This window comes from Alteromonas sp. ABH4_457 (assembly GCF_056160625.1).
The window spans coordinates 418577-443032 of sequence record NZ_JBSWXN010000008.1 but is presented as its reverse complement, the minus strand read 5'-3'; the positions used below and the strand labels follow the sequence as shown (position 1 = coordinate 443032).

20 protein-coding genes are annotated in these 24456 nt (G+C 48.3%); 5 read left to right on the top strand and 15 right to left on the bottom strand.

Annotation, left to right across the window (positions count from 1 at the left end):
* Positions 1–19 precede the first annotated feature (19 nt).
* Positions 20–1339: an O-antigen ligase family protein gene (locus tag ACXAGR_RS21880; protein WP_474844868.1), complete on the bottom strand. Its 1320-nt coding sequence runs from the start codon at positions 1337–1339 to the stop codon at positions 20–22.
* Complete coding sequence (locus ACXAGR_RS21875) at positions 1323–2492, bottom strand: glycosyltransferase (RefSeq protein WP_474852494.1); 1170 nt, start codon at positions 2490–2492, stop codon at positions 1323–1325. The genes ACXAGR_RS21880 and ACXAGR_RS21875 overlap by 17 nt, the downstream gene beginning before the upstream one ends.
* Before the next feature lie 453 nt (positions 2493–2945).
* On the opposite strand from ACXAGR_RS21875, the gene ACXAGR_RS21870 reads away from it, so the two are divergent.
* Positions 2946–3359, top strand: coding sequence for a 3-phosphoshikimate 1-carboxyvinyltransferase (locus ACXAGR_RS21870; protein WP_474844870.1), 414 nt, complete (start codon positions 2946–2948; stop codon positions 3357–3359).
* Between the two features lie 56 nt (positions 3360–3415).
* Here the strand turns inward: ACXAGR_RS21870 and ACXAGR_RS21865 are convergent, their stop codons facing one another.
* The 4 genes from ACXAGR_RS21865 to ACXAGR_RS21850 all read right to left on the bottom strand — a co-directional run bounded on the left by ACXAGR_RS21865 (position 3416) and on the right by ACXAGR_RS21850 (position 8198).
* Complete coding sequence (locus ACXAGR_RS21865) at positions 3416–4144, bottom strand: tyrosine-protein phosphatase (RefSeq protein WP_474852492.1); 729 nt, start codon at positions 4142–4144, stop codon at positions 3416–3418.
* Between the two features lie 19 nt (positions 4145–4163).
* Entirely contained in the window at positions 4164–6380 is a 2217-nt protein-coding gene (locus ACXAGR_RS21860) for a GumC family protein (protein WP_474852490.1), read from the bottom strand.
* A gap of 61 nt (positions 6381–6441) precedes the next feature.
* The gene (locus tag ACXAGR_RS21855; protein WP_474852488.1) at positions 6442–6990 is read right to left on the bottom strand and encodes a polysaccharide biosynthesis/export family protein; all 549 of its coding nucleotides are present in this window, start codon (positions 6988–6990) and stop codon (positions 6442–6444) included.
* Positions 6990–8198, bottom strand: a complete 1209-nt coding sequence (locus ACXAGR_RS21850; protein WP_474852486.1) for an outer membrane beta-barrel protein — start codon at positions 8196–8198, stop codon at positions 6990–6992. The genes ACXAGR_RS21855 and ACXAGR_RS21850 overlap by 1 nt, the downstream gene beginning before the upstream one ends.
* Positions 8199–8525: 327 nt before the next feature.
* Here ACXAGR_RS21850 and ACXAGR_RS21845 point away from each other — a divergent pair, with 327 nt between their 5' ends.
* On the top strand, positions 8526–9932 hold the full coding sequence (locus ACXAGR_RS21845; RefSeq protein WP_474852528.1) for an undecaprenyl-phosphate glucose phosphotransferase: 1407 nt from the start codon (positions 8526–8528) through the stop codon (positions 9930–9932).
* Positions 9933–10088: 156 nt separating this feature from the next.
* On the opposite strand, the gene ACXAGR_RS21840 is transcribed toward ACXAGR_RS21845, so the two are convergent.
* The 4 genes from ACXAGR_RS21840 to ACXAGR_RS21825 form a co-directional block, all read right to left on the bottom strand.
* Positions 10089–11036 (bottom strand): hypothetical protein, encoded by a 948-nt coding sequence (locus tag ACXAGR_RS21840; RefSeq protein WP_474852484.1) that lies wholly within the window; start codon positions 11034–11036, stop codon positions 10089–10091.
* Positions 11037–11051: 15 nt separating this feature from the next.
* Positions 11052–11717, bottom strand: coding sequence for a hypothetical protein (locus ACXAGR_RS21835; protein ID WP_474852482.1), 666 nt, complete (start codon positions 11715–11717; stop codon positions 11052–11054).
* Positions 11704–12252, bottom strand: coding sequence for an RNA polymerase sigma factor (locus ACXAGR_RS21830; RefSeq protein ID WP_474844877.1), 549 nt, complete (start codon positions 12250–12252; stop codon positions 11704–11706). Before ACXAGR_RS21830 ends, ACXAGR_RS21835 begins: the two co-directional genes overlap by 14 nt.
* A gap of 235 nt (positions 12253–12487) precedes the next feature.
* Complete coding sequence (locus ACXAGR_RS21825; protein WP_474852526.1) at positions 12488–13396, bottom strand: LysR substrate-binding domain-containing protein; 909 nt, start codon at positions 13394–13396, stop codon at positions 12488–12490.
* Positions 13397–13663: 267 nt separating this feature from the next.
* Between ACXAGR_RS21825 and ACXAGR_RS21820 the strand changes: the two genes are divergently transcribed.
* On the top strand, positions 13664–14644 hold the full coding sequence (locus tag ACXAGR_RS21820) for a universal stress protein (RefSeq protein WP_474852480.1): 981 nt from the start codon (positions 13664–13666) through the stop codon (positions 14642–14644).
* Between the two features lie 124 nt (positions 14645–14768).
* Here ACXAGR_RS21820 and ACXAGR_RS21815 read toward each other — a convergent pair whose 3' ends face one another.
* From ACXAGR_RS21815 to ACXAGR_RS21795, 5 genes are all read right to left on the bottom strand, one after another.
* Positions 14769–16040 carry an inorganic phosphate transporter gene (locus ACXAGR_RS21815; RefSeq protein WP_474852478.1) on the bottom strand — a complete coding sequence of 424 codons (1272 nt, stop codon included), beginning with the start codon at positions 16038–16040 and terminating at the stop codon, positions 14769–14771.
* Between the two features lie 280 nt (positions 16041–16320).
* Positions 16321–17040: a phosphate signaling complex protein PhoU gene (gene phoU / locus ACXAGR_RS21810; RefSeq protein ID WP_119500239.1), complete on the bottom strand. Its 720-nt coding sequence runs from the start codon at positions 17038–17040 to the stop codon at positions 16321–16323.
* Positions 17041–17052: 12 nt separating this feature from the next.
* A complete protein-coding gene (gene pstB / locus ACXAGR_RS21805; protein WP_119500238.1) occupies positions 17053–17859 on the bottom strand; it encodes a phosphate ABC transporter ATP-binding protein PstB in 807 nt (268 codons plus the stop codon).
* A gap of 2 nt (positions 17860–17861) precedes the next feature.
* Complete coding sequence (gene pstA / locus ACXAGR_RS21800) at positions 17862–19436, bottom strand: phosphate ABC transporter permease PstA (protein WP_474852476.1); 1575 nt, start codon at positions 19434–19436, stop codon at positions 17862–17864.
* Entirely contained in the window at positions 19429–21603 is a 2175-nt protein-coding gene (locus ACXAGR_RS21795; RefSeq protein ID WP_474852474.1) for an ABC transporter permease subunit, read from the bottom strand. The genes pstA and ACXAGR_RS21795 overlap by 8 nt, the downstream gene beginning before the upstream one ends.
* Positions 21604–21773: 170 nt before the next feature.
* Here ACXAGR_RS21795 and ACXAGR_RS21790 point away from each other — a divergent pair, with 170 nt between their 5' ends.
* Together ACXAGR_RS21790 and ppk1 are read left to right on the top strand one after the other, a co-directional pair.
* Complete coding sequence (locus ACXAGR_RS21790; RefSeq protein ID WP_119500236.1) at positions 21774–22280, top strand: glycine cleavage system transcriptional repressor; 507 nt, start codon at positions 21774–21776, stop codon at positions 22278–22280.
* A gap of 105 nt (positions 22281–22385) precedes the next feature.
* The gene (gene ppk1, locus ACXAGR_RS21785) at positions 22386–24455 is read left to right on the top strand and encodes a polyphosphate kinase 1 (RefSeq protein WP_474852472.1); all 2070 of its coding nucleotides are present in this window, start codon (positions 22386–22388) and stop codon (positions 24453–24455) included.
* Position 24456 lies beyond the last annotated feature (1 nt).

Sequence of the window (24456 nt, the reverse complement as noted above, 5' to 3'; positions counted from 1 at the left end):
GGACAAACCTGAGTTAAAATCAATTCGCCAAACGAGACGCAAAGGCAGGTGAGTCAAACCATGCATTGCGAGGTAATTTCACCGGTCCGATGGCGTTGCCAATTAAGATGGCAAATAAAATCAACCCCTCGATATTCCAAAGAGGCATGGTGGCGAAGTTCATAATCAAAAATCCCACCATTGATGAACAAAGCATCCAGGCAAACTGCTTGTTCTTAATCCTCATCGCCTGCACTACAAAGCTGGCAGCAGCGAAGAGGAATGTAAGCAGACCAATCAGGCCATACTCATACAAATACGATACGTAGGTGTTGTGTGCGTATTTCGGGAATACGCCGGACCATGATTCAGGGCCCCACCCCACCAGCTGATGAACAAATGAACCGTTCACATACTCATAGATATACAAACTCCAGAGGTACACCCGGGCAGAGAAAATGTCTTTTTCAGCCTCGGAGTAGTAGAACGGTGCCTTGATCAGATCGTCGATACTGGTCAGGAATACAAATACATCAGCAAAACGGTCCTGCATGGTGTACGAGGCCATGAGGAACAACATGCCCATGCCGAAGAACGCGGCAAGGAAAAACACAGTCTGGTAACGCGGTGCGATTTTTGATGACATTGCGGTGTAAGCAAAAATGGCAGCCAGCGGTAATATCGCCAGAACCGAGGTGCGGTAGTTCACCAACACCAGTACTACACAACCTAATGCAAACAGCGCGCCACGAAATCGTATCGCGCCCGGAGACAACAAACCCACCACTAAAATGAAGCCTGCGATGATCATCGAAAACGCCGCTTCGTGGTTATAACCCCCGATATAGCTGGCTGAACCATCGGCTTCAGTGGCTTTCACCTCACCCAGCAGTACTGACATCACAGCGAGAGAAACAGGTAAAAAGAAGCTCACCAGCAGCTTTTTTAATACAAAATCTTTGTCAGTTTTTCTTATCGCCATGAACATTGCACACGCTATTGATAAGAAAAACATCCACTTAACCATTACGTTAATCAGACCGCTTACTCCGCCGTTAATCAGTCCGCTGGCCACCACAGCAGCGAAGAAAGCGTAAAGGGGCAGCAAAACCCGCAACTGGTACACTTTTGGCGGCAGCATCAGTAAACCGGTTGCAGCAATGCCGATTGAAGCGAGGGCATTAATAGAAAACCCGGCAATAAGCGGGTCATAAGTGATTTGATGGAACGCGGAAAGGAAAAAGCGTAACCAAATTGCGACAACTACGAAGGCAAGATACTTATTACAGTGCTGACGAATAGTCTGCCAGACCAGCCAGGCGCTGATAAGGCTGAACAGTAATTTAACGGCCAGAAACATGTTCAGTCTCCGGCTGTGATTGTTCTAATTTAAGGGCTTTAAGCAGTTTTTCGCGGAACACGGCATTACTGAATGTAGCGGCACGTTCAGCACTTCGCTGTTCGTAACGCCGTTTGTTGTCATCCTGTGAAATATAATCCAGAGCACCGGCGACGCCTGATACACTGTTCACTTCACAGATACAACCGTATGACTGAGCTTCAAATCCTGATACGTTGTACGGATACTCACCGGTAAGAATTTCAGCAGGACCTGACTCACAGTTTGTCGCCACCACGGCCTTGCCCAAGCACATAGCTTCAGCAATGGCGTTGGGGAAACCTTCAGCGTTTGACGTCGACACAAAAAAATCTGCGCCTTTGATATAAGGATACGGATTGGACTTAAAGCCCAATAAATGCAGGCGCCCGCTCAACCCTAAAGACTCAGCCCGTTGCAGTAAGGCCTGCTTTTCCTCTCCCTGCCCGAGAATAACGATGTCGTGTTCGACAGAAGAAGCCGCTACGGCTTGCAGCAACAAATCAAAATTCTTATTACGAACCAGTCTGCCAGTGCCAATGATATAGGGCTTGGACGGTAAATCGTCCACTGGTTGTTGTGCCATGGCGCTGATATTGGCCATGTTGTACGGGTTGTAGATAGTTTTAATCCGTTCCCGTTTTACCGAAAAGTTTTCGATAAGGTCCGCTTTTACGCCTTCGCTCACAGCAATTATGCAATCTGCAGAAGGATATGTCGCTTTCACCAGGCAGCGGGAGATAAAATCTTTGATGCCACCGGACAGGTGACTGGATGTATTTACCCGTTCGCTGATCACAGCGCGATACCCCAGGCGTTTAGCCAGAGAGACATTAAGCATATTGGCGCGGGTTAAAAAACTTACGCAGGTGTGCGGCGCTATTTTTTCCAGCGCTTTTTTCAGTGCGCTGTAGCCGCTGTGCAAACTACCTTTCGTATCGAGTACAACCTGATTCACATACTCAGGACACTGCTGTTCCTGCGGCAAATCATCAAGCAGTATCAAATGCACGTTATAGCCTGCACTCTGAAAATCCGCTTCCATGATAGTCAACAACTTACACATCACCCGCTCAGCTCCACCGCCTTCGAGGGAGTTGATAATAAACGCGATGTTGTGTTTTGCCTGTTGCATGTGCTTTTCCCTGCTGGTCACTTCCGACACATATTTAAATGCGATATACAGGGTCTATTCAGCTTTTGTGCCAGATCGTAAAATAATGCGCGGGCTTTATGTCTGGCTGAAAGAAAATCTAAATCCGATATTCTCTACCACTAAACCAGCAAACATTAACCAACTGATTTTAAATCAGTTTTAAAGTTTGGCGTGAATTTATTTTATGCTTGCAGACGGATTAAAAATCCATGCACCAAACCCAAAATTACAACTTTAGTATAAGGAATGGCATTTCAGATCTGAATGACTGTTGCTGTGAAGCAACATTTACGCTGTTGATGGCAATTTATTCCCTGTCACATGAATTTTCTCTGCCCGTGTCTCAGTACTTCCTGAAGCAAAGCACATTTATACCGGCTGTCTTTTTGAGTTAAGATGACGGAAAGCCACATCACCGGAAGATTACTTGCCGTGGATAACACACCTCATCCTGTCCATGAGTCACAACTGATCCAAAAACTACTCAGTAAAATGCCACCGGATGTTGCCGCATCCTTTTCAGAAGAACAGCTGATAGCCATGAACAAAGCGATTGGCGGGCGCAGCTGGGCCAGACATAAACTGGATGTCCGCGGCACAATCAATATATGGCGGACGAGTTTCTACTTTGTGGTGCTGGCGGGCAAGAACCGCCGCGAACTGTCCCGGCTGGAGCAACAGGTTGGACGGGCGACAATGGCTCTGATGTTTGCTCTGTTCATTACATTCAGTGTTCTGAGCGGGCTGCTTATCCTTTATTTGATCAAGTCAGCACTGGGAATCAACTTGTTTGAAAACTTCTCGCTGGGGATATGGAGCTGGTTTAAAGCTAACATTCTTAATTAGAGGCTTAACAATACAAAACCCGCCGGATGGCGGGTTTGTTATTAACATTGTATACGTCAGGCGGTTGCACCAGCCGCTATGATGTTGCCGGGCGTGGTTTTGAACAGAGTATTCGCCACCTCTTCAGATGCCAGCTCACTGACCACCGCAAAAGCCTCACCCATATCATTAGGACGTCGTTTGGTATCATGGGTATCCGATGCTACGAGGTCAATCTGATTATCCCGCAACATGTCTTTAGCAATCTTTTCTACATGCTCACCGAAGCGCCCGGTGAAAGCCCCTGCAGTCACCTGTAACAGACAACCCTGATTGCGCAGCCACTGGATCTTCTCCGGACGCTTCCAAACGTCACGATTCCGCTCAGGATGAGGGATTAAAGGCTGCACGCCTGCATTCAGTAACCAGCGAAATAGTTGATCGAGTCCTGCCGGCATATTGCTGTGGGGCATTTCCAGCAGCAGTACTTTTTTACCACGGAATTCACCCAGATAAGGTAATTTATCCTCCCTGAACCACACCGGCACCATTTCGTTTATCCTCACTTCCCCTGCACGGGATAAAGACAAGGGGATCCCTGCTTTATCGACAGCGTCTTTCAGGGCACTGAATCCTGCGGCAATAATTTCGGGGGTATTGTCAAAAGTGCCCCAGTGAACATGCGGTGTGCACACCAGGTGAGTGACTCCGGCCGCAACAGTCTGCCGCGCCATATCCAGAGCCATGTCCATGTCTCGCGCACCATCATCGATGCCCGGTATTATATGACTGTGTAAATCAATCACAATTTGTCCTCACACTAACTCAGTTAGCATTGTAACCATATTGGTCATAGAAACCACCATAGCGCTCAGACACATCTGATTTTTTAAGATCTACCTGGTTCAATACTACGCCGTCAACACGGTGCCCCACTTGCAGGAACCGGCCCAGTCCGTTTTTGATCATTTTTTCACTTGTGCTGTCAGCACGCACAACATAAATAACCGAGTCACAGCTTTTTGATACGACCATGGCATCAGAAACCGCCTGTGTAGGCGCGGTATCGACAACCACGTATTTGTAGGTTTTCTTAAGATAATTGATCAGTGCTTTGAAGCCGTTACCCGCCAGCAACTCCTGAGGATTTGAAGGAATACTGCCGGCACAAATAATATCAATACCCGATTGCTCGTCATGAACCAGACATTCTTCCAGAGAGTGGGTTTTCATGATCAGGTTAGACAGTCCGGGCTGGTAATTAGGTACATCGAACCGCTTGCCAACGGCCGGACGACGTAAGTCGGCGTCGATAAGAATGGTTTTATCCAGTTGACCCAGAGCGAAGGACAGGTTGATAGAAACCGTTGTTTTACCTTCTTTCGGCACTGATGACGTTACCAGTATCGCCTGATTCTGCTTCTCAAGATTTATCAGAGATAAACTGGTACGCAGGGTTCTTACCGCTTCACTGAACTGATGATATTTACTGTCAAAGAAGGCGCGCAGGTCCATGTCTTTACGGCGTTTTACCGAAATAACAGGGATAAGTCCCAACATGCGCTGACCCAACTTCTTCTCAACATCATCCACAGAGCGCACACCGCTGTTCATAGCTTCCAGTACAAAGGCCAGCAGCACGCCAAAACCAAAGCTGGCAATGAATGCCGCCACGATTAACAGCGTTTTGTTCGGTGCAGTGGGATTATTCGGTACCGGAGCAGGATCCAGCACACGGGCATTTGCTGACTCGAAGCCGCCCATCTCACTGGTTTCTTTCAGACGGGTAAACATGGAATTGTACAACTGCTGGTTGATATCCACTTCCCGCTGTAATGCACGCCGTGTATTTTCCAGGTTAGACAACTGACGATATTCAGATTTAGCCTCTGCAACTTCTTCCTGCAAAGTCACAACCCGGTCCTGTGAAGCACGGTATTGTGTAGTAATACTGGAAATAAGATCGCGGATCTGGGTTTGCAGTGTGTCGCGGACGGAATCCAGTTCCGCATTGGCGGCTACCATTTGCGGGTGTTTAGGACCGAATACTTTGCTGAGCTCTGATACACGGCTCATGGCTTCCGCCTCCTGACGACGTACGCTTTGAATATTCGGATGATTCAGTACTTCCGGCAAGCGGGCCAGTGCACTGTAGTCAGCACCGTTACGTTGAGTTTGTTCGTAAATCGTTCTGTTCTGCTTTAACGTAGTTTCAGCTTTCAGCAATTGATTACTGAGTTGTTCAAGTTCTTCCGCTGCCAGTCCGACAACACCATTGGTAAGATTTACCAGCTGATTTTTCTCATAGAAGTCAGATAAGTCTTTCTCAGCAGAAGTAAGCTTATCCCGCAGGCCTTCCATACTTTCAGTCAGAAAAGAGGTTGCTTTGGTGGTCATTTCCACCTTGGCCTGCAGATAGTTCTCTACATACACATCGCCCATCGTAGTGGCAATGGCGGCAGCCAGACGCGGAGAATCACTGGTCGCAGTAATATTGATGACCTGTGTATTTTCTACCAGTGACACATTAATAGACTTCATCAGTTTATTGATTGCTGCCTGGCGACGCTTTTCTTCCCGTTCGCTTTCGGTTAACTCAGTTTTGGGCGCTTTTTCAATGAAAGGCAAATTAGCGAAAAGCCAGGCTTTTGCTTCTTTAATAATTGAGATTTCCCCGTCGGAAGGCGGCATAAATACGGGATCGTTCGCGAGATCCAGCTCATCCACAGCGCGGGCTGCAACCTGCCGGGACTGGATAATTTGATACTGGGTGCGCATGTAGTCTTTGCGGGTCGTGTCAGACTTATACACTTCCTCAATAGACATCACGTTGGCCGGTTGCGATTCAATCAGCAAACTGGCTGTGGCGGAGTAAATAGGGGTCATTTTCATCACCACTATTGCCACCAGTGCAGTAAAGACAATCGCCAGCGTAATGATGCGACCAAAATAACGTTTAAATACCTGCCAGTAGTGCGCAAAGTCGATGGTTTCATCATCCAGGATGTTCGCTTGCAGCGAGTCCTTCATTTTCAACGACATACTCTATCCTTTAATTCCATTAATCTTCCCGTTGTCAGCGGGGCTGCAAAATACACTACGCTCAGAAAAAACGTTGAGGAATGGTGATGATGTCACCCGGTTGAATCATGTGACTTACGTTTACCTCAAGGGTGTCCTGACCACTTTCCTGTTCACGGACAATCTGAATGTCTGAACGGGACGCCCGTTCCGTATACCCGCCGGCTAATGCTGCGGCTTTGTTCACAGTTAAACCCGGCTGATAGGGATAACCGCCAGGATGTTTGACTTCACCATCAATGAAAAACGGGCGGTACTCAACAATAGACACGGCCACGGAAGGATTAACAAGATAATCCCCCTCCAGACCGGTATAAATCAGTTTTTCTACTTCAGAAAGTGTCAGCCCGACAAGCTTTAACTCACCCAGAAACGGATAGTTAATCTTACCTACGTCGGGCAGACGGGTTTCCATCGACAAATCACTTTGACCAAACACATTGATCAGCACTTTGTCACCAACACCCAGGCGATAGGAACTCATACTTGCATTTCCTTCCTGCGCGCCGGCAACACATGCCATGGTCAGCAGAATTAAAGTGGCAAATATCCTTTTCGCATTTGTCATCATTACAAGGTTACCTTTGCTGTTAAACCGTAAACGTTTCTGTCGAACTCAATATCGCTGCGGTTACTTTCACGATCGTTCATTGAGTAGTAAAGACCGAACGTCAACCAGCGACGAAACTCGTAATCAGCCGCTAATGTCAGTTTCTTTGTATCGTCTTCACGTAAGTCTTCTACGTCGCCAACGTAATCATCGTTCATTAATGCCATGGTGGCGGTAGTCGAAAAGCGTTGAACCCAACTATGTTCCCAGCTGATAGCATAGTCTGTGCCACGAATGTAGTCCGCACCGGTGGTGTTTGTTTCGCGGGTGTCCTGTTTTGTGCTGACCTTAAATTCTGAGTAGGAGTATGGCAGCCAGCTCATTCCGACTTCCCATGCCAGACCGGAGAAATCATCACGGTTTGCCGCATCAAAGGATTTCTCTTTATAGCCAACCTTGGCATAGCTTTGCGTTACTGCGTTAACATCCCAGCTGAAGCCTGCCAGCAGACGATTCTCAATACTATCCAGTGGATTGGCCGGGTTTGCATCATAGTCATAACGTATTTCGTTGCGGTCAGCATCCAGTAACAAATTCGTGCCGTCGACAATACGATAAACAAATTCGGCACCGTATTTTGTCGTGCTTCTGTCGCGAATAAGATACAGTTCTGTGTCGCCGTCATAGTCCATGTCTTCGTAGCCTACTGACAGATCAATACGGCCAAAAGCAGACAATGCACCGTAGGAATAAATGGCTCCGACTTCAGAATTTTTGTAGGTATCCACACTGGTCAGTTCGTTACCAAAACCGTTCGAATATCTGCGGCCACGCTCATCGTGTCCGGCCTCGTAGGTGGCAACGCCCTTAAATCTGTTTCTGTCATTAATTTCAAAGTCGCCCTTAAGGTGAGCGAAATGGTCGGTGTAATCGTCGGCGTCGGTAGAATAGTAGTCCCCGCGCTCAAGGCGGTAGCCCATTTCAATGATATGTCCGTTAAACTCAGTGTAAGCATCAATTTTTGGTGAAACGACTGATACCCAGCTGTCTATTTCATCAGCTTCTTCACTGGCGTACGTCACGTTATCGATATGAAGAACATCGGTGGTCAGGCCGGGTTTTATATCAAACTTCCCCACCTGAATAGCGCCTTCATCCTGCGCATGGGCAACGGCAACATTGCCGGCAAATAAGGTGACAAGAATTGCGCCTGAAGTCCGTTTAATCATAGTTTCTCCCGGAGTTTGAAATTGAATAGCTACTTTTTCCTTTTGCAAGGAGGCGAGCCCGTTCGTCCGGATGGGACTATGCGATTACTGTGCCATTGCTATCAGTCTATTAGTACTTTTACATTATTTACTATCATCTTCCCAAAAAGTGGAACGGGATCTGCATTAACTCATGCAGGAAACGGTTTTATCTGTGACATAAATGATATGAGATACCGGTAGTTATCCTGTAACCCATTGATTATCAAAGAACGTCACGACTCGGAGAGACTAAAAATGAAATTCAATTTGCTGCAGAGCCAGACGCTGAATAGCAACGTTACAAGAATGAGCGATGAACGCAGTGGTCTTTCAGGCTCTTATCAAAGTAGCTTTTCTACTATTTACCGGTTAGTCGACCTGACCGCTATCACATTGTGTTTCTATGTCGCGATGTTCTACTACGCCGCGCCGGTGTCCACTGGTGCTTTGATCCTTTTATTCATAAATGTTGTGGCTTTTCAGGTATCCGCTGAAGCGCTGGATTTGTACCGCTCATGGCGTTCCAGCAATACCAGCGCAATGATGAAAATGGCAGCCGTTGCCGGTATTATCAGCTTTGTTGCAACACTAGTTTTCGCGTTTGCATTTGCTCACACGTTGTCCACCACTGTTGCGGTAACCGGAATGTGGTTTGGTGGTTCTCTTGTCACTCTGACAAGCTGGCGTTTTGTGATGCGTCAATTCCTGTTTAAGGTACGCCGCAGCGGGCTTAACAGCCGCTCAGCCATCATCATTGGCGCCACCGAAGCCGGCTACAATATGGCTGTACAGATGATGGAAAACGATCAACTGGGTATACGTTTCGTAGGGGTTTATGATGACCGTCCTCAGGACCGTGTTACCGGTGAATTTCGTAACCAGATCAAAGGCAGCATTGATGAAGCCATTGAGCTGGCGAAGACCCACAAGGTAGATTATATCTATATTGCTCTGCCTACGGCTGCGGAAGACCGCATTAAAGCGATTCTGGAAAAATGCAGTGATACCACCGCTAACGTGTATCTGATCCCCAACTTCTTTATGTACACACTGCTTAATTCTCGCTGGCAGAGTGTAGGAAATGTTCAGGCTCTGAGTATTTATGACACGCCTTTCCAGGGTGCTAACAACATTCTTAAACGTATTGAAGATGTGGTCGTGAGTACAGGCATTCTAACTGTACTGGCAATTCCCATGTTGTGCATCGCTGCCGCTGTGAAGCTGTCTTCACCGGGTCCTGCAATATTCCGTCAGAAGCGTTACGGCCTCGATGGCAAAGAAATTACCGTGTATAAGTTCCGCTCCATGTCGACACAGGATAATGGTTCTGTGGTAAAACAAGCGACTAAAAATGACCCCCGGGTTACTAAATTAGGAGCCTTCTTACGCCGTACTTCACTGGATGAATTACCTCAGTTTATCAATGTGTTGCAAGGACGGATGTCAATCGTTGGACCACGTCCTCATGCGGTCGCGCACAACGAAGAATACCGTAAACTGATCACGGGTTATATGTTGCGACACAAAGTGCGTCCGGGAATTACCGGCTGGGCTCAGGTCAATGGTCTGCGCGGCGAAACTGATACACTGGATAAAATGGCGAAGCGTGTGGAATACGATCTGGATTATATGCACCGCTGGTCTATCCCGTTTGACTTGAAAATCATTCTGCAAACAGTCACTGGGGGCTTTAGTGACAAAAATGCTTATTAACGCCCGTAAGTAAGCAACAGGCTGACTAAATAAAAACGCCGCAGCTTGAAAGTTGCGGCGTTTTTTTTTGAGGCGTGTGTAATCTTTGCGTTGCCAGTTGTACGAGTGCTCAACACACTTTTTTAACAACTATTTCATGCCAGAACTGTCTTGCAGTTAAAAATCGTAAACATTGGCACTGTTTAGCAGCCCGTCAGTATTCAATTTTTCTTTTACGCAATCTTCAATTTTTGATTTCTTAAACACATAGACTTTATCATTTTGTCCTGACTGACCGCCCTGTACAAAACCTTTCAGCACAAAAGTCACATACTCATCATCGGGTAACGCCCGCATTCCGCCGCCAAAGCGACAAAGCGCTTCCCCTATCCCTGCTTCAAAATTACTCAGAAAGGCTTTTGCTGCTTTCAACTGTGCCTGCTTTCGTGCGTCTGCACTTTCCTGTCTTTGCTGCTCGATACTTTCTCTGCGGGCACGCAAAGATCCTTCTTTGCTGCTCAGTGCCGCCAGTTCTTTTTCAAGGGTCTTCACTTCATCTTTGATAGCTTTTGCGCGCGCTTTGTCAGCCTGTCCGGCTTCAAATTCAAGATCTCTTTTACGGCGCTCAATATCTCTGCGTTCCCAGGCGATTTCCCTTTCTTCACTCCGTAAGTCATACATCTGTTCTGTGGATTCAGCGAAGGCTTCACCAAACCGGGAGGCAGTCTCGTCAGCAAAGGCTTCCCATTCACGGCTTAATTCAATATCAATTTCACCGTTACTGACGATCGCCGGTACATCAGGAACCGGGGGGATGGGAGGAATGCGATCAACAATATCTGTAATACGTGACATCCAGTTACCACTCCCCGTTGAGGATACCGTAAATACAACGCCTTGACCTGCCAGATACATAGCATCCAGTGAACGGTAACGTATTCCCTCTGAATGCTGTTGCTGCTTCAGAGAGGTATCGACAATTCCTTTCACAATTTCAATTTCCTTAGCCAGCTCGGAATAATTCTCAGCGACAGCAACTCCCGTATGACATACCGCCACTGTCATTACGGCCAGTGTTGTACGGTTAATGATTTTAGCCAGTTTCGTTTTGTTCAGATTACGCATACCCAAGTCCTCGTATTATTCGGTTACCGGTAAATCCGCGCTGTAGCCATTTTCCATCGCGTTGATTTCCTGTTTAAGATGATTTAACTGGCGGGCCATAAAGCGTTGGTCGTCGTCCCGCTGTTGATTAATAAACTTTACGAATTCAGCAAAATCTTCACGGCGCTCCTGTCTGCCGGATGCCAGTAAATATTGAGTCAGTTGCGCTGAATTCTCTCTTTGCTGGGTAGCCATGGCATCGGCATACTTGCTGAACATCAACTCATTGAGCTGCTGATATTTTTGTAATTTCTCATCGACGATGGCAGCGACTTCGTTTTCTTTGTGAGCCGGCTGACTGAACCCTATCGTCACACCGCCTTCAGAGATCTGTAGCTGAAAGCCACTGACAACCATCACCAGGGCAACCAATGACATCGCCACTGACATGGCCGGCAAGCCCTGCCATTGCCACCACCTCTGTTTTTCAGGAGCGGTAAAAGTACTGTCACGATTCCACTCCGGTACATTCATATTTTCGCCGGTGAGCGTTGCCAGCTCAGTTAAATGCCGTGCAGCGGCAACCCGTTCTGCAAAATCAATATTTTTCGCGCAGAGTGCCTCAAACTGTTCCTGCTCAGTGTTAGTCAGCGTACCTTCCAGCCACCCTGCCAGCAGTTTTTCCTTGTCATGCTTTTGCATGCTCATCCTCCATCAACACTTTCAGTCTGGTCAGCGCACTGTATAAACGCGACTTCACTGTATTTGGTGATAAACCTGTTTGCTGAGCAATCTCATCAAATGTGAATTGCCCGAAAAATTTAAGCTCGACCACTGCCTTCTGAGCCAGAGGCAGGGTTTGCATTGCTTTTAGCAGTGCCTGACCCGACAGGGTTTCCAGCATGACGGTTTCAGGACAAGGCTGGCCACTGTCTGGTTCCGGTATATCCTCCAGCCCCTGCTCAGGCTTTCTTTTGCGATAGAATTCGATACACCGGTAATGCGCTACCTTAAATAACCAGCCTTTGAAACTGCCCTCCCCGCGGTAGTTTCCCAGGCTTTTAAATACGGACACAAAAATATCCTGCATCAAATCAGCGGCGTCATCTCTGCTGCCTGTCATGCGAACCCCGTAACTGAACACAGCTTTTTCATAGCGTTTAATCAGTGTTATCCACGCCCGCTTCTGCCCTTTCAGCGCGCTGACCACAAGCTGGTCGTCGTGTTTTTCAAACACGTGCATTCCTTATTACTGTTTAATTGGTTTTGCGGCAGGCGGTTATGCCTGCTTTGCCGCTTTTTCTCTGAAGCTTACAAGTAAAGTCGGAGTGACACAGGAAATAGTTTGAAGTGTTTTTAAATTTTTTCGAAAAAGGTAACGGAGACGATTTTTGACTCATCCGGGAGGGGGGATTACGAAAGGAGCTGACGGCCAGAAATCATGCGGATTGCGGGCCGTCCATAAAGTAGAATTATTTTAGTACCGGAACCGGTAATAAAGGTGACAGTACTTCACCAATTCTTCTGAACAAACGCATCCGTGTGGTACCGGAACGCCATACCAGGCCTATCTCCCGATATGCATTGTCTTCCGCGGGTAATGCTTTCAGTTCAGTACTTTTAATGATGTTCTGATTCAGTGCCAGTTCGGGCATAAAAGTATAGCCCAGTTTACTGTTAGCCAGTTGCACCAGTGTATATAAACTGCTGGCAGCCAGACTGCTTACCTGCTCACGATGCTGCAGATTACAGGCGCTTACGGCATGGCCGGTCATACAGTGTTCCTGTTGTAAAAGGAAAATACTGTTGTTAGGCAGAGTCTTAATATCAAAGGGTTCCGGCAATGTGCTGGCAAGACTTTCATGAGCAACCAGATGAAACGGATCATGACCCAGTACCATCTGCTTGCATCCCGGTGTTTCCATCGGCAACGCAAGGATGAGCAAATCCAGCTGGCCATCAGTGAGTTGCTGAAGCAAGTTATGGGTTGTGTCTTCCTGAAGCTCCAGACTGATGTCCGGCAGAAATGTTTTGAATGCGCCAATCATGCCTTCAAACATGAACGGTGCTATGGTGGGGATCACGCCCAGCTTCAGCTTACCTTTTTCCCAGTTACCGGCATTCTGCGCAAATTCCACCAGTTCACCGGCTTCCTGCAGCAACACTTTACTGCGCTCAACAATCTCCAGTCCCAGCGAAGTAAAGACAAACGTCTTGTGCTCCCGCTCCAGTAACTGACTACCAAAGTGCTCTTCCAGATTCTGGATCGCTGTACTCAACGTCGACTGGCTGACATTACATCGCTGGGCAGCACGGTGGAAATGCTGTTCCTGATGCAAGGTTACCAGATAATGCAGATGTTTCAGGTTAGGCCATTTCATAGTCATAAATCAGATTAGAAAACGATAATTTAATCTAACATAAAGATTAAAAGCACTACAACAATTATCCTTGTTTTCCTCTGGTTTGAAGCATCAAGTGTGCAGATTGGTGAAATGTATAAAATCCGTCACCAAATATTCATCAACAGGGACTGATGCGGGGTTATTTAAAAACTATAATTAAAAAGATAATGTATAAATGTGATCACAGCAGTTTTGTGCTTCCGGTAACACGCGACATTTTTTGCCGGAAAAGGAGGGAAAGAAATGAAAGGGCAATTTACTAATATACTGTGCGTGTTGCACGACACACACGGCCAGGATGTGCTGGTAGAACGGGCGATGCAAATTGCAAGTAAGCATAACGCGTCACTGACAATCATGCTGGCACTTGAGGCACTTCCCCCTAATGCCCGTATGATCATGCAGTCCTTTGAATACCTGGAGTCAGATTCATCGCTGACTCAGTCTGCACAAAGCTGGCTGGATGAGCAGATTGCGGTGTGGAGTAAACAATACCCGGCCAAAGGGATTGTCAGCACCGGCCACCGGTTTATCAATATTATCCGGCAGGTAGTGTCGGCGGGTCATGATCTGGTTATTAAGCTGAATGAAAACGACGTTGTCAGTAAAATTACCGGCAGTGACGACAGGCACCTGCTGCGCAAGTGTCCCTGCCCGGTCTGGATCATGCACAAAGTACGCACCACATCGCTGCAAAACGTAGTGGCAGCCGTCGATGTGAATTATCACTACCCTCAACACGAAGTGGCTATCCGTAAACAACTGGCTCTGGATATCCTCAATACGGCCTGGCGTGTGGCTGAAGCGGAAAATGCCTCACTGCATGTTGTGCATGTGTATGACGCGGTGCCTGAAAATATCCTGCGGCAAGGCTTTATCAGCGTAGATGAAGACGCGGTGCAGCACGATTTAAGCAAAATCAAACTGGAGCGTGAAGAAGAGGTCAACCGGTTGCTGGGACTGATTGCTCTGGATCACAACGACAAAGCACCAACCATAGCGGAACCTGCCGTTCACCTTGTGCGGGGCTATCCCCGCCGTGACATTGCCGCTACAGCAAATGCATGTAACGCCGACCTTATTGTAATGGGAACATTGTCCCGTCTTGGCGTGCCCGGCTATATCATGGGCGGTACCGCAGAAGAAACCATTGAGCAGATTGATTGCGCGGTGGTGGGCTTAAAGCCTGACGGCTTTGTAACACCGGTGGATGTTGACGGCTAAACCACAACGAGCGGAAGATTTTTGGCCGGATTTGAGCGCCGGCCTGTAACGAAAAAAGCGAAACAGTGACTGTTTCGCTTTTTTGTTAGTCCGGTTTCAATTGTCTGGCAGCCAGCTTTACTGCTTACTCAACGCCAAACCAGGCCTTAAGACCAAAGAAGCAGATAATCGCCAGAATGGCGCCTGCGGGCAGCGTAATAACCCAGGAAACGACGATATTGCGTACGATACCCAGATTAAGCGCTGAAACACCCCGTGCCATACCCACACCTAACACCGCGCCCACCAGGGTTTGTGTAGTGGAGATAGGCAAACCTGTGCCCGAAGCAATAACAACCGTACAAGCAGCAGCAAGCTCTGCTGCAAAGCCACGGCTCGGTGTCAGATGGGTGATCCCCTGACCGATCGTTTTAATAACACGATGACCGAATAACGCCAGACCAGCAACGATACCCAAACCGCCCAGAGGCAGGATCCATGGCGCCAGTTCCGAGTTTGCGTTAATTTCACCGCCAGAGGTAACCACACTGACGACTGCCGCCAGCGGACCAATGGCGTTTGCTACGTCATTTGAGCCGTGAGCGAAAGCCATACAGCAGGCCGTTACTACCATCAGCATTGCGAATATCTTTTCGATATTGGCGCTTTGAATATCAGCACTCTGATTTTCAGAAAATGTCATGCGGGAAATCGCATACCGGCCCAGGCATGCCAGCATAATGGCAATAACAACGGCCAGCACATATCCCATTTCCGGAGACAGTGTCAGACCAACATGTTTGAGGCCTTTCTTAATGGTAACCAGCGACATGACGAAGCCTGCCAGCCCCATGTAAAACGGTACAAAGCGTTTGGCGTTTTTAAACGGCGTGGCCGTATCAAAAATAAGCTTATGCGCACTGATAAAAATAAGATAAGCAATGATGCCGGAAATAGCAGGTGTCACCACCCAGCTACCAACAATGCCGCCCACTTCGCCCCATTCGACGGCATCCATACTTACGCCGGTGGCAGTGAATCCGATGATGGCACCAATGATAGAGTGCGTAGTTGATACAGGCCAGCCTAACCAGGACGCCAGTCCCAGCCAGATACCTGCGGCAAATAACGAGGCAATCATCCCCAGAACCAGATAATCAGGCCTGTCGGTGAAGAACATGGGATCGATGATCCCTTTACGAATAGTGCTGGTGACTTCCCCACCCGCCAGATACGCTCCGGCAAATTCGAAAATCATCGCAATGAAAATTGCTTGCTTGATGGTTAAGGCTTTAGATCCTACCGACGTACCCATTGCATTGGCTACATCATTGGCACCGATACCCCACGCCATTATAAAGCCGACTACCGCGGCCAGGATAATAAGCGTCATGCCATAACTTTGCAGAAGTTCCACAGGTCTCGCTCCTGGATTATTCGCTGACTAAGCTAGAAAACGCCATTTGGCGCAAAGTAAAGGAGGTTTTATCTTCGCAGTCGAAAATGACAACCGGCGCTAACGGTGTGATATCTGGCATAGATTATTTTTTAAACGTTTCCAATTCGGCTGCGGCGCATGATAACGAAATTCAACCCAATGCAATAGTGTAAATTTGCGGAATAAGTTAAATCGCAATAAAACTACGCGCGTCCGCTTATTTATACACCAAATATTTCAATTTTGTGACAGATCGCCACTAACTCAGGTGCTTTAATTTCTGTTGCATGTTCTCTAATGGCGAATGCCGCACATCGGTTCCCCGCGATAAGTAAACAACATACTCGCAAATATTCTTACACCGGTCACCAATTCGTTCCAGAGAACGTAATGCCCACAGTACTTCCAGCCAGTCCTGCATATCGTCAGTACTTTTCTGCATTTCTCCGGTGGTGTATTTCAGCAACTTCTTATATTCCGCATCAATGCGGTTATCCTGCTCATACACTTCCAGCGCAGAATTTTCATTTTGCCGCGCCAGAGCATCGAAGGTACCCCGCATCATTTGCACTACACGGTCACCAATCAAAATCATGCTGCTTTTAATCGTTTCTGAAGCCGGCAGCTTATTTTTCGTTACCAGACGGGCTATCCGTTCTATCTCATCACCCATGCGCTCAATATCGGTAATGGCTTTCGACACCATCATCACCAGCCGTAAATCGGAAGCGGTAGGATGTCTTCTGGCTATGATGCGTAAGCACTCTTCATCAATCTGCATTTCCATGGCATTGATTTTAAGATCATTTAATATGACTTTTTCAGCCAGACCGGCATTATTCTGCTTAATCGCCCGCAGGGTATCCACCAGTTGCAGCTCGACTTCCCCTCCCATGGTAAGCACGGAATTTCTGAGATTCTCCAGCTCAGTATTAAACTTGCCGGAGATATGGGTATTTAACGCAATCTGACGTGGCATATATATCTCCCGTTAACCGTAACGGCCTGTAATGTAATCTTCTGTCTGTTTATGTTCGGGCATGGTAAAGAGTGAATCGCTGTCAGCATATTCAATAAGCTTCCCCTGATGCAGGAAGGCCGTGTAATCAGAAACCCGCGCAGCCTGTTGCATATTATGGGTGACAATCACGATAGTGCATCGTTTCTTCAGGCCGGCCATCAGCTCTTCGATAAACAGTGTGGTCAGCGGATCCAGTGCCGATGTAGGCTCATCCAGCAACAGGATCTCCGGCTTCAACGCCAGCGCCCTTGCAATGACAAGCCGCTGCTGCTGACCACCGGACAAAATATGTGCTGATTCAAACAGCCGGTCTTTAACTTCTTCCCACAGCGCAGCCTCCTTAAGCGACTGTTCAACGGCATCATCAAGAAAACGTCTTACCCGTATTCCCTGCAAACGCAAACCATAGCAGACATTGTCATAAATGCTCATAGGGAACGGATTGGGTCGCTGAAACACCATGCCGACTTTGGTACGCAGTTGAGACACGTTTTCCTTACGACCATTAATATCCCGGCCGCCAATATAAATGCTGCCATCATAACGACAATCAGCAACCAGATCGTTCATCCGGTTGAAAGCGCTGATAAGGGTGGATTTACCGCAACCACTTTGTCCGATAAATGCCGTTATACGGTTCTTCGGAATACTCATGCTGATGTCCTGCAGCACATGTTTCTGACCAAAGCGCAGATTAAGATGCTCCACCTTAATGGCCGTATCGTCATCATTCAGATGATGGACATCCAGCGTTTCATGTTCAAATAACTTCAGCATAATCAGCTCGCTAAGTACCGTTTTCTTAACCGTGCTCTGAGTAACACCGCCAGAATATTAAGAATGAGCACCACCAGCAATAACAGCAAACAGGTGGCGAACATCATGGAAGCCCCTTCTGCGTCAGTCTGGCTGTGGAAAGCACCGTCGTATATCAGCACACCCAGATGCATAAATTGCCGTTCCAGATGGAGATAGGGAAACTCGCCGTCAAAAGGTAAGTTCGGCGCAAACTTCACGGCCCCCACCAGCATCAGTGGTGCAACTTCGCCGGCAGCCCGCGCAATTGCCAGAATGACACCGGTCATGATGCCGGGCGAAGCCATGGGCAATACTGTATGCATAATGGTTTCCGCCTTCGTCGCTCCCAGGGCGTAGCTTCCCGCCCGCAATCCCCGCGGCACCCTGCGCAACCCCTCTTCGGTAGCAACAATCACCACAGGGAGAGTAAGAATAGCCATGGTTAGCGCCGCCCAGAACAGTCCGGGCGTACCCATAGTTGGCGAGGGTAATGTGTCTGAAAAGAACAACGAATCGATGTTACCGCCCACAATATAAACAAAGAAGCCCAGGCCGAATACGCCATAAACAATGGAAGGCACACCCGCCATGTTCGACACACTGATGCGGATGGTTGCTGTGAGGATATTATCCGGCGCATATTCATTGAGGTACACCGCGGCCAGTACACCAAACGGCGTTACAATGATGGTCATGATAAATACCATCAACACTGTACCGAACAGCGCAGGGAACACGCCACCGGCGGTATTGGCCTGCTTAGGTGCCTGGATCAGGAACTGTCCAATATGACTCAGCGTAACCCCGATTTTACCGGCAATGCCAAGCTGACCCGGAAAAATCATTTCCTGTATGCTCGCTACCGGAATCGCGATGACTGAACCGTCAGCCATGGCAATGTGCAGTGTGTAACTGTCCCGCTCGGTTTCCAGTGCAATAATTTTGCTTTGCCACTGCCGGAAGGCATCATTCAGCTTTTCCCGCGCCGGCGCATCTGCAGCCACTCCCCGCGTATCCAGTTCAGCCAGTTTCTGGTGGATCCCTGACAACCAGCGGGTACGTAAATCATCAATACTGTCTTCCAGACGGCTGACTTTTTCAGTGACCGTGCCGTAGGCTGACTCATCGAAAACATGCTGCCCGCCGGCAGTGATCTGTACCGGCACACCCAGTACGGACAGCCCGTCATTGAGGGTGATGTCAGCACTGTTTACCGATTCCACCAGCGTAAGCGTGCGATCTTCGTCTACAAGCGCCTGTGTACCGTGGGGATTTTGCTCCGACGAATACACCACCCAGCGCACGGTGTTATTGTTTTCCTTGTACTCACTGAAGACCTGGGCGTAAACAGACCTGGCCTCTTTCGTCTGCTCATCGATAAACGTGAGTGAATATACCGGTGCAGGCCAGAAATAAGCGACACCCCGGTAAATGATCAGGGCGAGAATACTGACAAGCGCCAGCAATAACAGCGTGGTTAAAAATGCGGTGAAGCTGATAACAAACGACTGACGCTGTGCCGGCGTCATTATGGCTTCAATTTTGGTTTTAATCATGACGGGCATTGACCCGGAGTTTTTGCCGCAACAGTTCAGCCAACGTATTCACAATGAAAGTGAAGCCGAACAGGATACAGGCAGTTAAAAATAAGATCTGATAGTGCGCGCCCTGCACGTCGGTTTCCGGCAGTTCGATAGCCAGGTTCGCGGTAAGTGCCCGCAGTCCCTCCAGCAGGCTCCAGTCAGATACCGGCGTATTCCCTGTGACCATCAGTACGATCATGGTTTCACCAAAGGCGCGGCCAAAACCGAGCATAATCGCTGCCAGAATACCGGGCATGGCCATTTGCAACACCACGTATTGCAATGTCTGTAACCGTGTTGCCCCGAGGGCAAAAGACGCGTGCTTGAGATAATCCGGTACCCCGCTGATTGCATCTTCAGCCAGCGAATAAATTGTCGGGGAAATAGCCACGCCGAGGGCCAGCGCAACCACAATTGTGGTTTTTCCAACCGGTGTTTCAGACGATGCCGACATGGCTTCAAAACCGTCTACGCCCGCCAGACTGAATATCCATTCAGGCGCCCATTGCATGCTGACATACCCCAGACAAAATACCATCAAGGGCAAAACAACCAGTTCTGTGCCCTGACGCAATACATGGGGTAATTTTCGCGCCAGGCGGTTTTGTACAAAAGCCGCTGCAAATAAAATCAGCGGCACAACCACAAGGAAAAACGCAAAGGAAAAAAGCACCCGCTCAGCCATAGGAGCCAGCCAGATAGCGGCCACAAAACCGATAAGCACAGAGGGCACTGCTTCCAGCAATTCCAGAGCCGGCTTCAGCCAGTGCCTGAGTGCTGCTCTGGAGAAATATGCAGAATACACCGCAGCCCCCACGGCTACAGGTATCGCAATGATAAGAGCCAGCACTGAAGCTTTCAGACTGCCGATTAATAGTGGCACCAGGCTATATTTTGTTTCCTGATAATCTGAGCCACTGGTGGTTTGCCAGATGGTTCCGTCTTCCTGGTATCCTTCATATTGCTGAGGACTGAATAACGAGGACCAGGTGGTGATACCAGTGAGCCAGTTAATTTTTTCCACGGATACACCGGTGTCTGACCACAGATAAAGCCGCCGTCCGTACCAGCTGATATGATTTTGTGGCGTTGCATTCCTGAAATGGCTTACCACTTCTCCGGTGACTCTGTTCATCAGCAACACCTGTTGTTGCTTTGTGAGCAGCGCCAGACCGTTAGTGATTGCATGGGCAGTCACATCCGCGGGGAGCTGCTTTTCTGGCAGTGTGATGGTCCAGGTAGGGTAGTAACGCATCTTACCGTCAGTATTCTGCAGCACCCAGCGTGTTAATTTCCCTTCCGGCGACGCCATCAGTACGGTGCGATCTTTTGGCAGGCTGTGCCACCAGGAAACCGGCTCTCTGGTGAGCTTTTCTTCAGGAGCGCCTTTCAGGGGATATTGTCCGAGCACGCCATTCTCATAAATCAGCGTGATACCACTGCCGGGCAAAGGCAGTACACTGGCATCAGAGGAATAATGATGATCCGTTATTTTCACCGGGTTTCTGCGGTTTACCCAGCGGACGAAAATTTGAGACGGCGTGTGAACAACGGCGACAATCCACAGCTCCCCTAATTCAATTTGCCAGCGGATGCGCCCATTCCAGATATCCTGCGGTAATGCAAAGCTGATTAATCCGGCGCCGATTGTTCGCGGCTCGCCGGCAATAAATTGTGGTTCAGCGGTACTCAGAGCCAGCGACTGTACTTCAACAATCCTTACCTGACCGGAAGAGGAGACATCAGCAATGAAATACTGTCCGGTTTCACTTACCACGCGGGTTTCATGATCGCAGGGACGAATATAGTCATGAAAAGGCTCAAAGCCTGTTTTTTTGCCGTTCAGCGCCAGCATTTTCACCCGGCATTCATCTGACCGCGTCATCAATGGCTGACCTTCCATCAGATCGCCACTGGCCAGAACCGCCTGTCCCTGCTGTATCTGTTCCGGGCTGAGTGACGCACTGGTCACATTAACCATATCAGGCCGCATAGCCAGTGGCATTGCCTGTGAAATAAGGTGAGTAATGAGCAATACCAACGTGAACAGCACCATGCCACCAAACAGTGTCACGATGAATGTCAGGCGCTTGTCTTTACGCTGCCTTTTCTTAATTTGTTTGTCCGCAGGTGACTTCATTATTGTAAAAGCAACTTTTGCCTGATTTTTCAGAAGATCAGATAGGGTTGATTGCCAATGATGTGTTATTTTAATACTTCTAATCAAGTGAAAGTTACGCAGTCTCTCTGCGCCAACCCACTCGTCAGCACCGTTGCCGGGTGCCGTCATTCAAAATAACAGGAGTGCCAATGCAACCTCTGATCATTACTATCATGGGCAAGGACAAACCCGGTCTGGTTGATGCCCTTGCCAAGTGTGTTTATCGTCACGATGCCAACTGGTTGGGCAGCAGCTTTGCTCATATGGCTGGCCTGTTTACCGGTTTCGTTGAGGTACATGTTCCCAAAGAAAAACACGATGATTTGGTATCGGCCTTAGACAGCCTGCCCGATTTAACTGTGCAGTCTGTCACTGTTGCTGAGAATTCTCAGACCTTCAGCGACACCCTTAAAGTAGAAATCATGGGTAACGATAAGCCCGGCATCGTACAGGAACTGACAAATATTCTAAACCAGTTCAACCTGAATATTGTCTCTTTTGATTCCCGTTGCGAGAGCGCCCCCAACTGGGGAAGCCTGATGTTTAAAGCTAAAGCGGTTATCGCAGTGCCGGAGTCATTTGACGACAGTGCACTGCAGACAGCGCTGGAAGGTATCGCGAACGACCTGGTTGTCGACATCAACACCAGCGTATAACGCTGCGAAAATCACCTCCGGTTCCGTGCCGGAAACCCCGCCTGTCACACGGTTGTCACGGATAAGTGGCAGGCTTTGCAACTTTTGAATTGTAAAACCGTAAGTATGGAACACAACGAACTGTATTACCCCAAAGAACTTAGCTGGCTGGCCTTTAATGAAAGGGTGCTGCAGGAGGCTGCCGATAAAAATAATCCGGCAGTGGAGCGCATTCGCTTTCTGGGCATTTATTCGAACAACCTGGACGAATTCTACCGTGTCCGCGCCGCCGACGTAAAACGTCAAATCACGATTGCAGAAGACAATGGTAGTGATGATGAAGCCAACAAACTGATGGCTTTAATGGCGGAAATTCAGAAGAAAGTGGTACACCTTTCCAACAAGTTCGATGAAATTCACAAAGATGTGCTGAAGGCTCTGGCCCGTTACAACATTTTCATTCTGCGAAAAGATGAACTGAACGATTACCAGCGGGTGTGGTTGCGCAACCTCTTCGTCAATAAAATTCTGCGCCACATTGCGCCTATCCTGATTGATAAAAAAACCGATCTGCTGAGCCGCCTTAACGGCACATCCGTTTACTTGTATGTGGCATTACGTCGCACAGGCAAAAATACCCGATACGCCGTTGTTCAGGTGCCCACGTCAGAAACCTCACGTTTCATCCTGATCCCGCCGGAAAAAAGCCGTAAGAAAAAGCACATTATTTTGCTGGATGACGTCATTCAGCTTTGTCTTGAAGAAATATTCCGTGGCTTCGTGAAATACGATTCTCTTGAAGCTTATTCCTTTAAAATGACCCGCGACTCTGAATACTCCATCAATGACGAAATTGATGAGAGCTATATGGACAAGATGTCCGAGAGTATGAAGCAACGCCTGATCGCCGAACCTGTACGTGTTATCTACGACTACTCCATGCCGGAAGACATGGTAGTGGATTTACGTAAACGCCTGAAAGTCACTAAGCTGGACACCATGCATGCTGCAGGTCATTACCGGAACTTCAAAGACTTCATCGGCTTTCCGAATGTAGGCCGCGAGTACCTGGAAAATCCAAAGCTGCCGGCCATCGACACGAAGATGTTTTCCACGCACAACACCGTCTTCGATGCCATTACCGCTCACGATATTCTGCTGTACTATCCGTATCACCGCTTCCTGCATTTCACTGAGTTTTTACGTCAGGCAGCGTTCGACCCGAACGTAAAGTCTATTCGTATTAACATTTACCGGGTAGCAAGCAATTCGCGGATCATTAACTCGCTCATTGATGCGGTAGACAACGGCAAGAAAGTAACCGTTGTCGTAGAGCTTCGTGCCCGTTTCGATGAAGAAGCCAACATTGAATGGTCCCGCCGGATGACAAACGCGGGTATCCGCGTTGTGTTAGGCGTTCCTACGTTAAAGATTCACAGTAAGCTGTGTCTGGTAACCCGTGAAGAACGGGGATCGCTGGTCAATTACGCGCACTTCGGTACCGGTAACTTTAACGAGAAAACCGCGAAGATTTATACCGACTTCAGTTTATTTACCCGTAATCAGGAACTGGCAGAAGAAGCCGCCAGTGTATTCGATCTCATTCAGTACCCGTACCGCCGCTATAAGTTCCAGCATCTGCAAATTTCGCCGCTGAACAGCCGTAATAAAATTCAGTCGCTAATCCGCCAGGAAATTCAGTATTTGAAGGAAGGCCACAAAGCCCAGATCACCTTCAAAATAAACAACCTGGTCGACAAGGAGCTGATTGACGACCTGTACCGCGCCAGTCAGGCCGGCATGAAGATTCGTGGTATTGTGCGGGGCATGTGTTCACTGGTCCCGGGTCTTCCGGGCATCAGCGAAAACATCACTATTACCAGCATCGTTGACCGTTTCCTGGAACACCCCAGGGTGATGGTATTTGAGGGTGGCGGTGACAGAAAAGTGTTTATCTCATCGGCGGACTGGATGACCCGTAACATGGACAACCGGATTGAAGTAGGTTGTCCGGTATACGATAAAGGTCTGCAACAGCAAATTGTCGATGTCCTGGAGCTACAATTTAAAGACACGTTGAAAGCGCGGGTGATTGACAAGGAACAGACGAATAAGTACGTTCGTAGGGGTAACCGTAAAAAACTACGCTCACAGATAGAAATCTATGACTATCTTAAGCGTCTCGAAGATGAGTAAC

What these genes read in the sequence shown, in the direction of transcription:
- ACXAGR_RS21880 (WP_474844868.1), bottom strand. Translation starts at nt 1,339, where the DNA reads ATGTTTCTGGCCGTTAAATTACTGTTCAGCCTTATCAGCGCCTGGCTG.
- ACXAGR_RS21875 (WP_474852494.1), bottom strand. Translation starts at nt 2,492, where the DNA reads ATGCAACAGGCAAAACACAACATCGCGTTTATTATCAACTCCCTCGAA.
- ACXAGR_RS21860 (WP_474852490.1), bottom strand. Translation starts at nt 6,380, where the DNA reads ATGTCGTTGAAAATGAAGGACTCGCTGCAAGCGAACATCCTGGATGAT.
- ACXAGR_RS21855 (WP_474852488.1), bottom strand. Translation starts at nt 6,990, where the DNA reads ATGATGACAAATGCGAAAAGGATATTTGCCACTTTAATTCTGCTGACC.
- ACXAGR_RS21850 (WP_474852486.1), bottom strand. Translation starts at nt 8,198, where the DNA reads ATGATTAAACGGACTTCAGGCGCAATTCTTGTCACCTTATTTGCCGGC.
- ACXAGR_RS21845 (WP_474852528.1), top strand. Translation starts at nt 8,526, where the DNA reads ATGAGCGATGAACGCAGTGGTCTTTCAGGCTCTTATCAAAGTAGCTTT.
- ACXAGR_RS21840 (WP_474852484.1), bottom strand. Translation starts at nt 11,036, where the DNA reads ATGCGTAATCTGAACAAAACGAAACTGGCTAAAATCATTAACCGTACA.
- ACXAGR_RS21835 (WP_474852482.1), bottom strand. Translation starts at nt 11,717, where the DNA reads ATGCAAAAGCATGACAAGGAAAAACTGCTGGCAGGGTGGCTGGAAGGT.
- ACXAGR_RS21825 (WP_474852526.1), bottom strand. Translation starts at nt 13,396, where the DNA reads ATGAAATGGCCTAACCTGAAACATCTGCATTATCTGGTAACCTTGCAT.
- ACXAGR_RS21820 (WP_474852480.1), top strand. Translation starts at nt 13,664, where the DNA reads ATGAAAGGGCAATTTACTAATATACTGTGCGTGTTGCACGACACACAC.
- phoU (WP_119500239.1), bottom strand. Translation starts at nt 17,040, where the DNA reads ATGCCACGTCAGATTGCGTTAAATACCCATATCTCCGGCAAGTTTAAT.
- pstB (WP_119500238.1), bottom strand. Translation starts at nt 17,859, where the DNA reads ATGCTGAAGTTATTTGAACATGAAACGCTGGATGTCCATCATCTGAAT.
- pstA (WP_474852476.1), bottom strand. Translation starts at nt 19,436, where the DNA reads ATGATTAAAACCAAAATTGAAGCCATAATGACGCCGGCACAGCGTCAG.
- ACXAGR_RS21795 (WP_474852474.1), bottom strand. Translation starts at nt 21,603, where the DNA reads ATGAAGTCACCTGCGGACAAACAAATTAAGAAAAGGCAGCGTAAAGAC.
- ACXAGR_RS21790 (WP_119500236.1), top strand. Translation starts at nt 21,774, where the DNA reads ATGCAACCTCTGATCATTACTATCATGGGCAAGGACAAACCCGGTCTG.
- ppk1 (WP_474852472.1), top strand. Translation starts at nt 22,386, where the DNA reads ATGGAACACAACGAACTGTATTACCCCAAAGAACTTAGCTGGCTGGCC.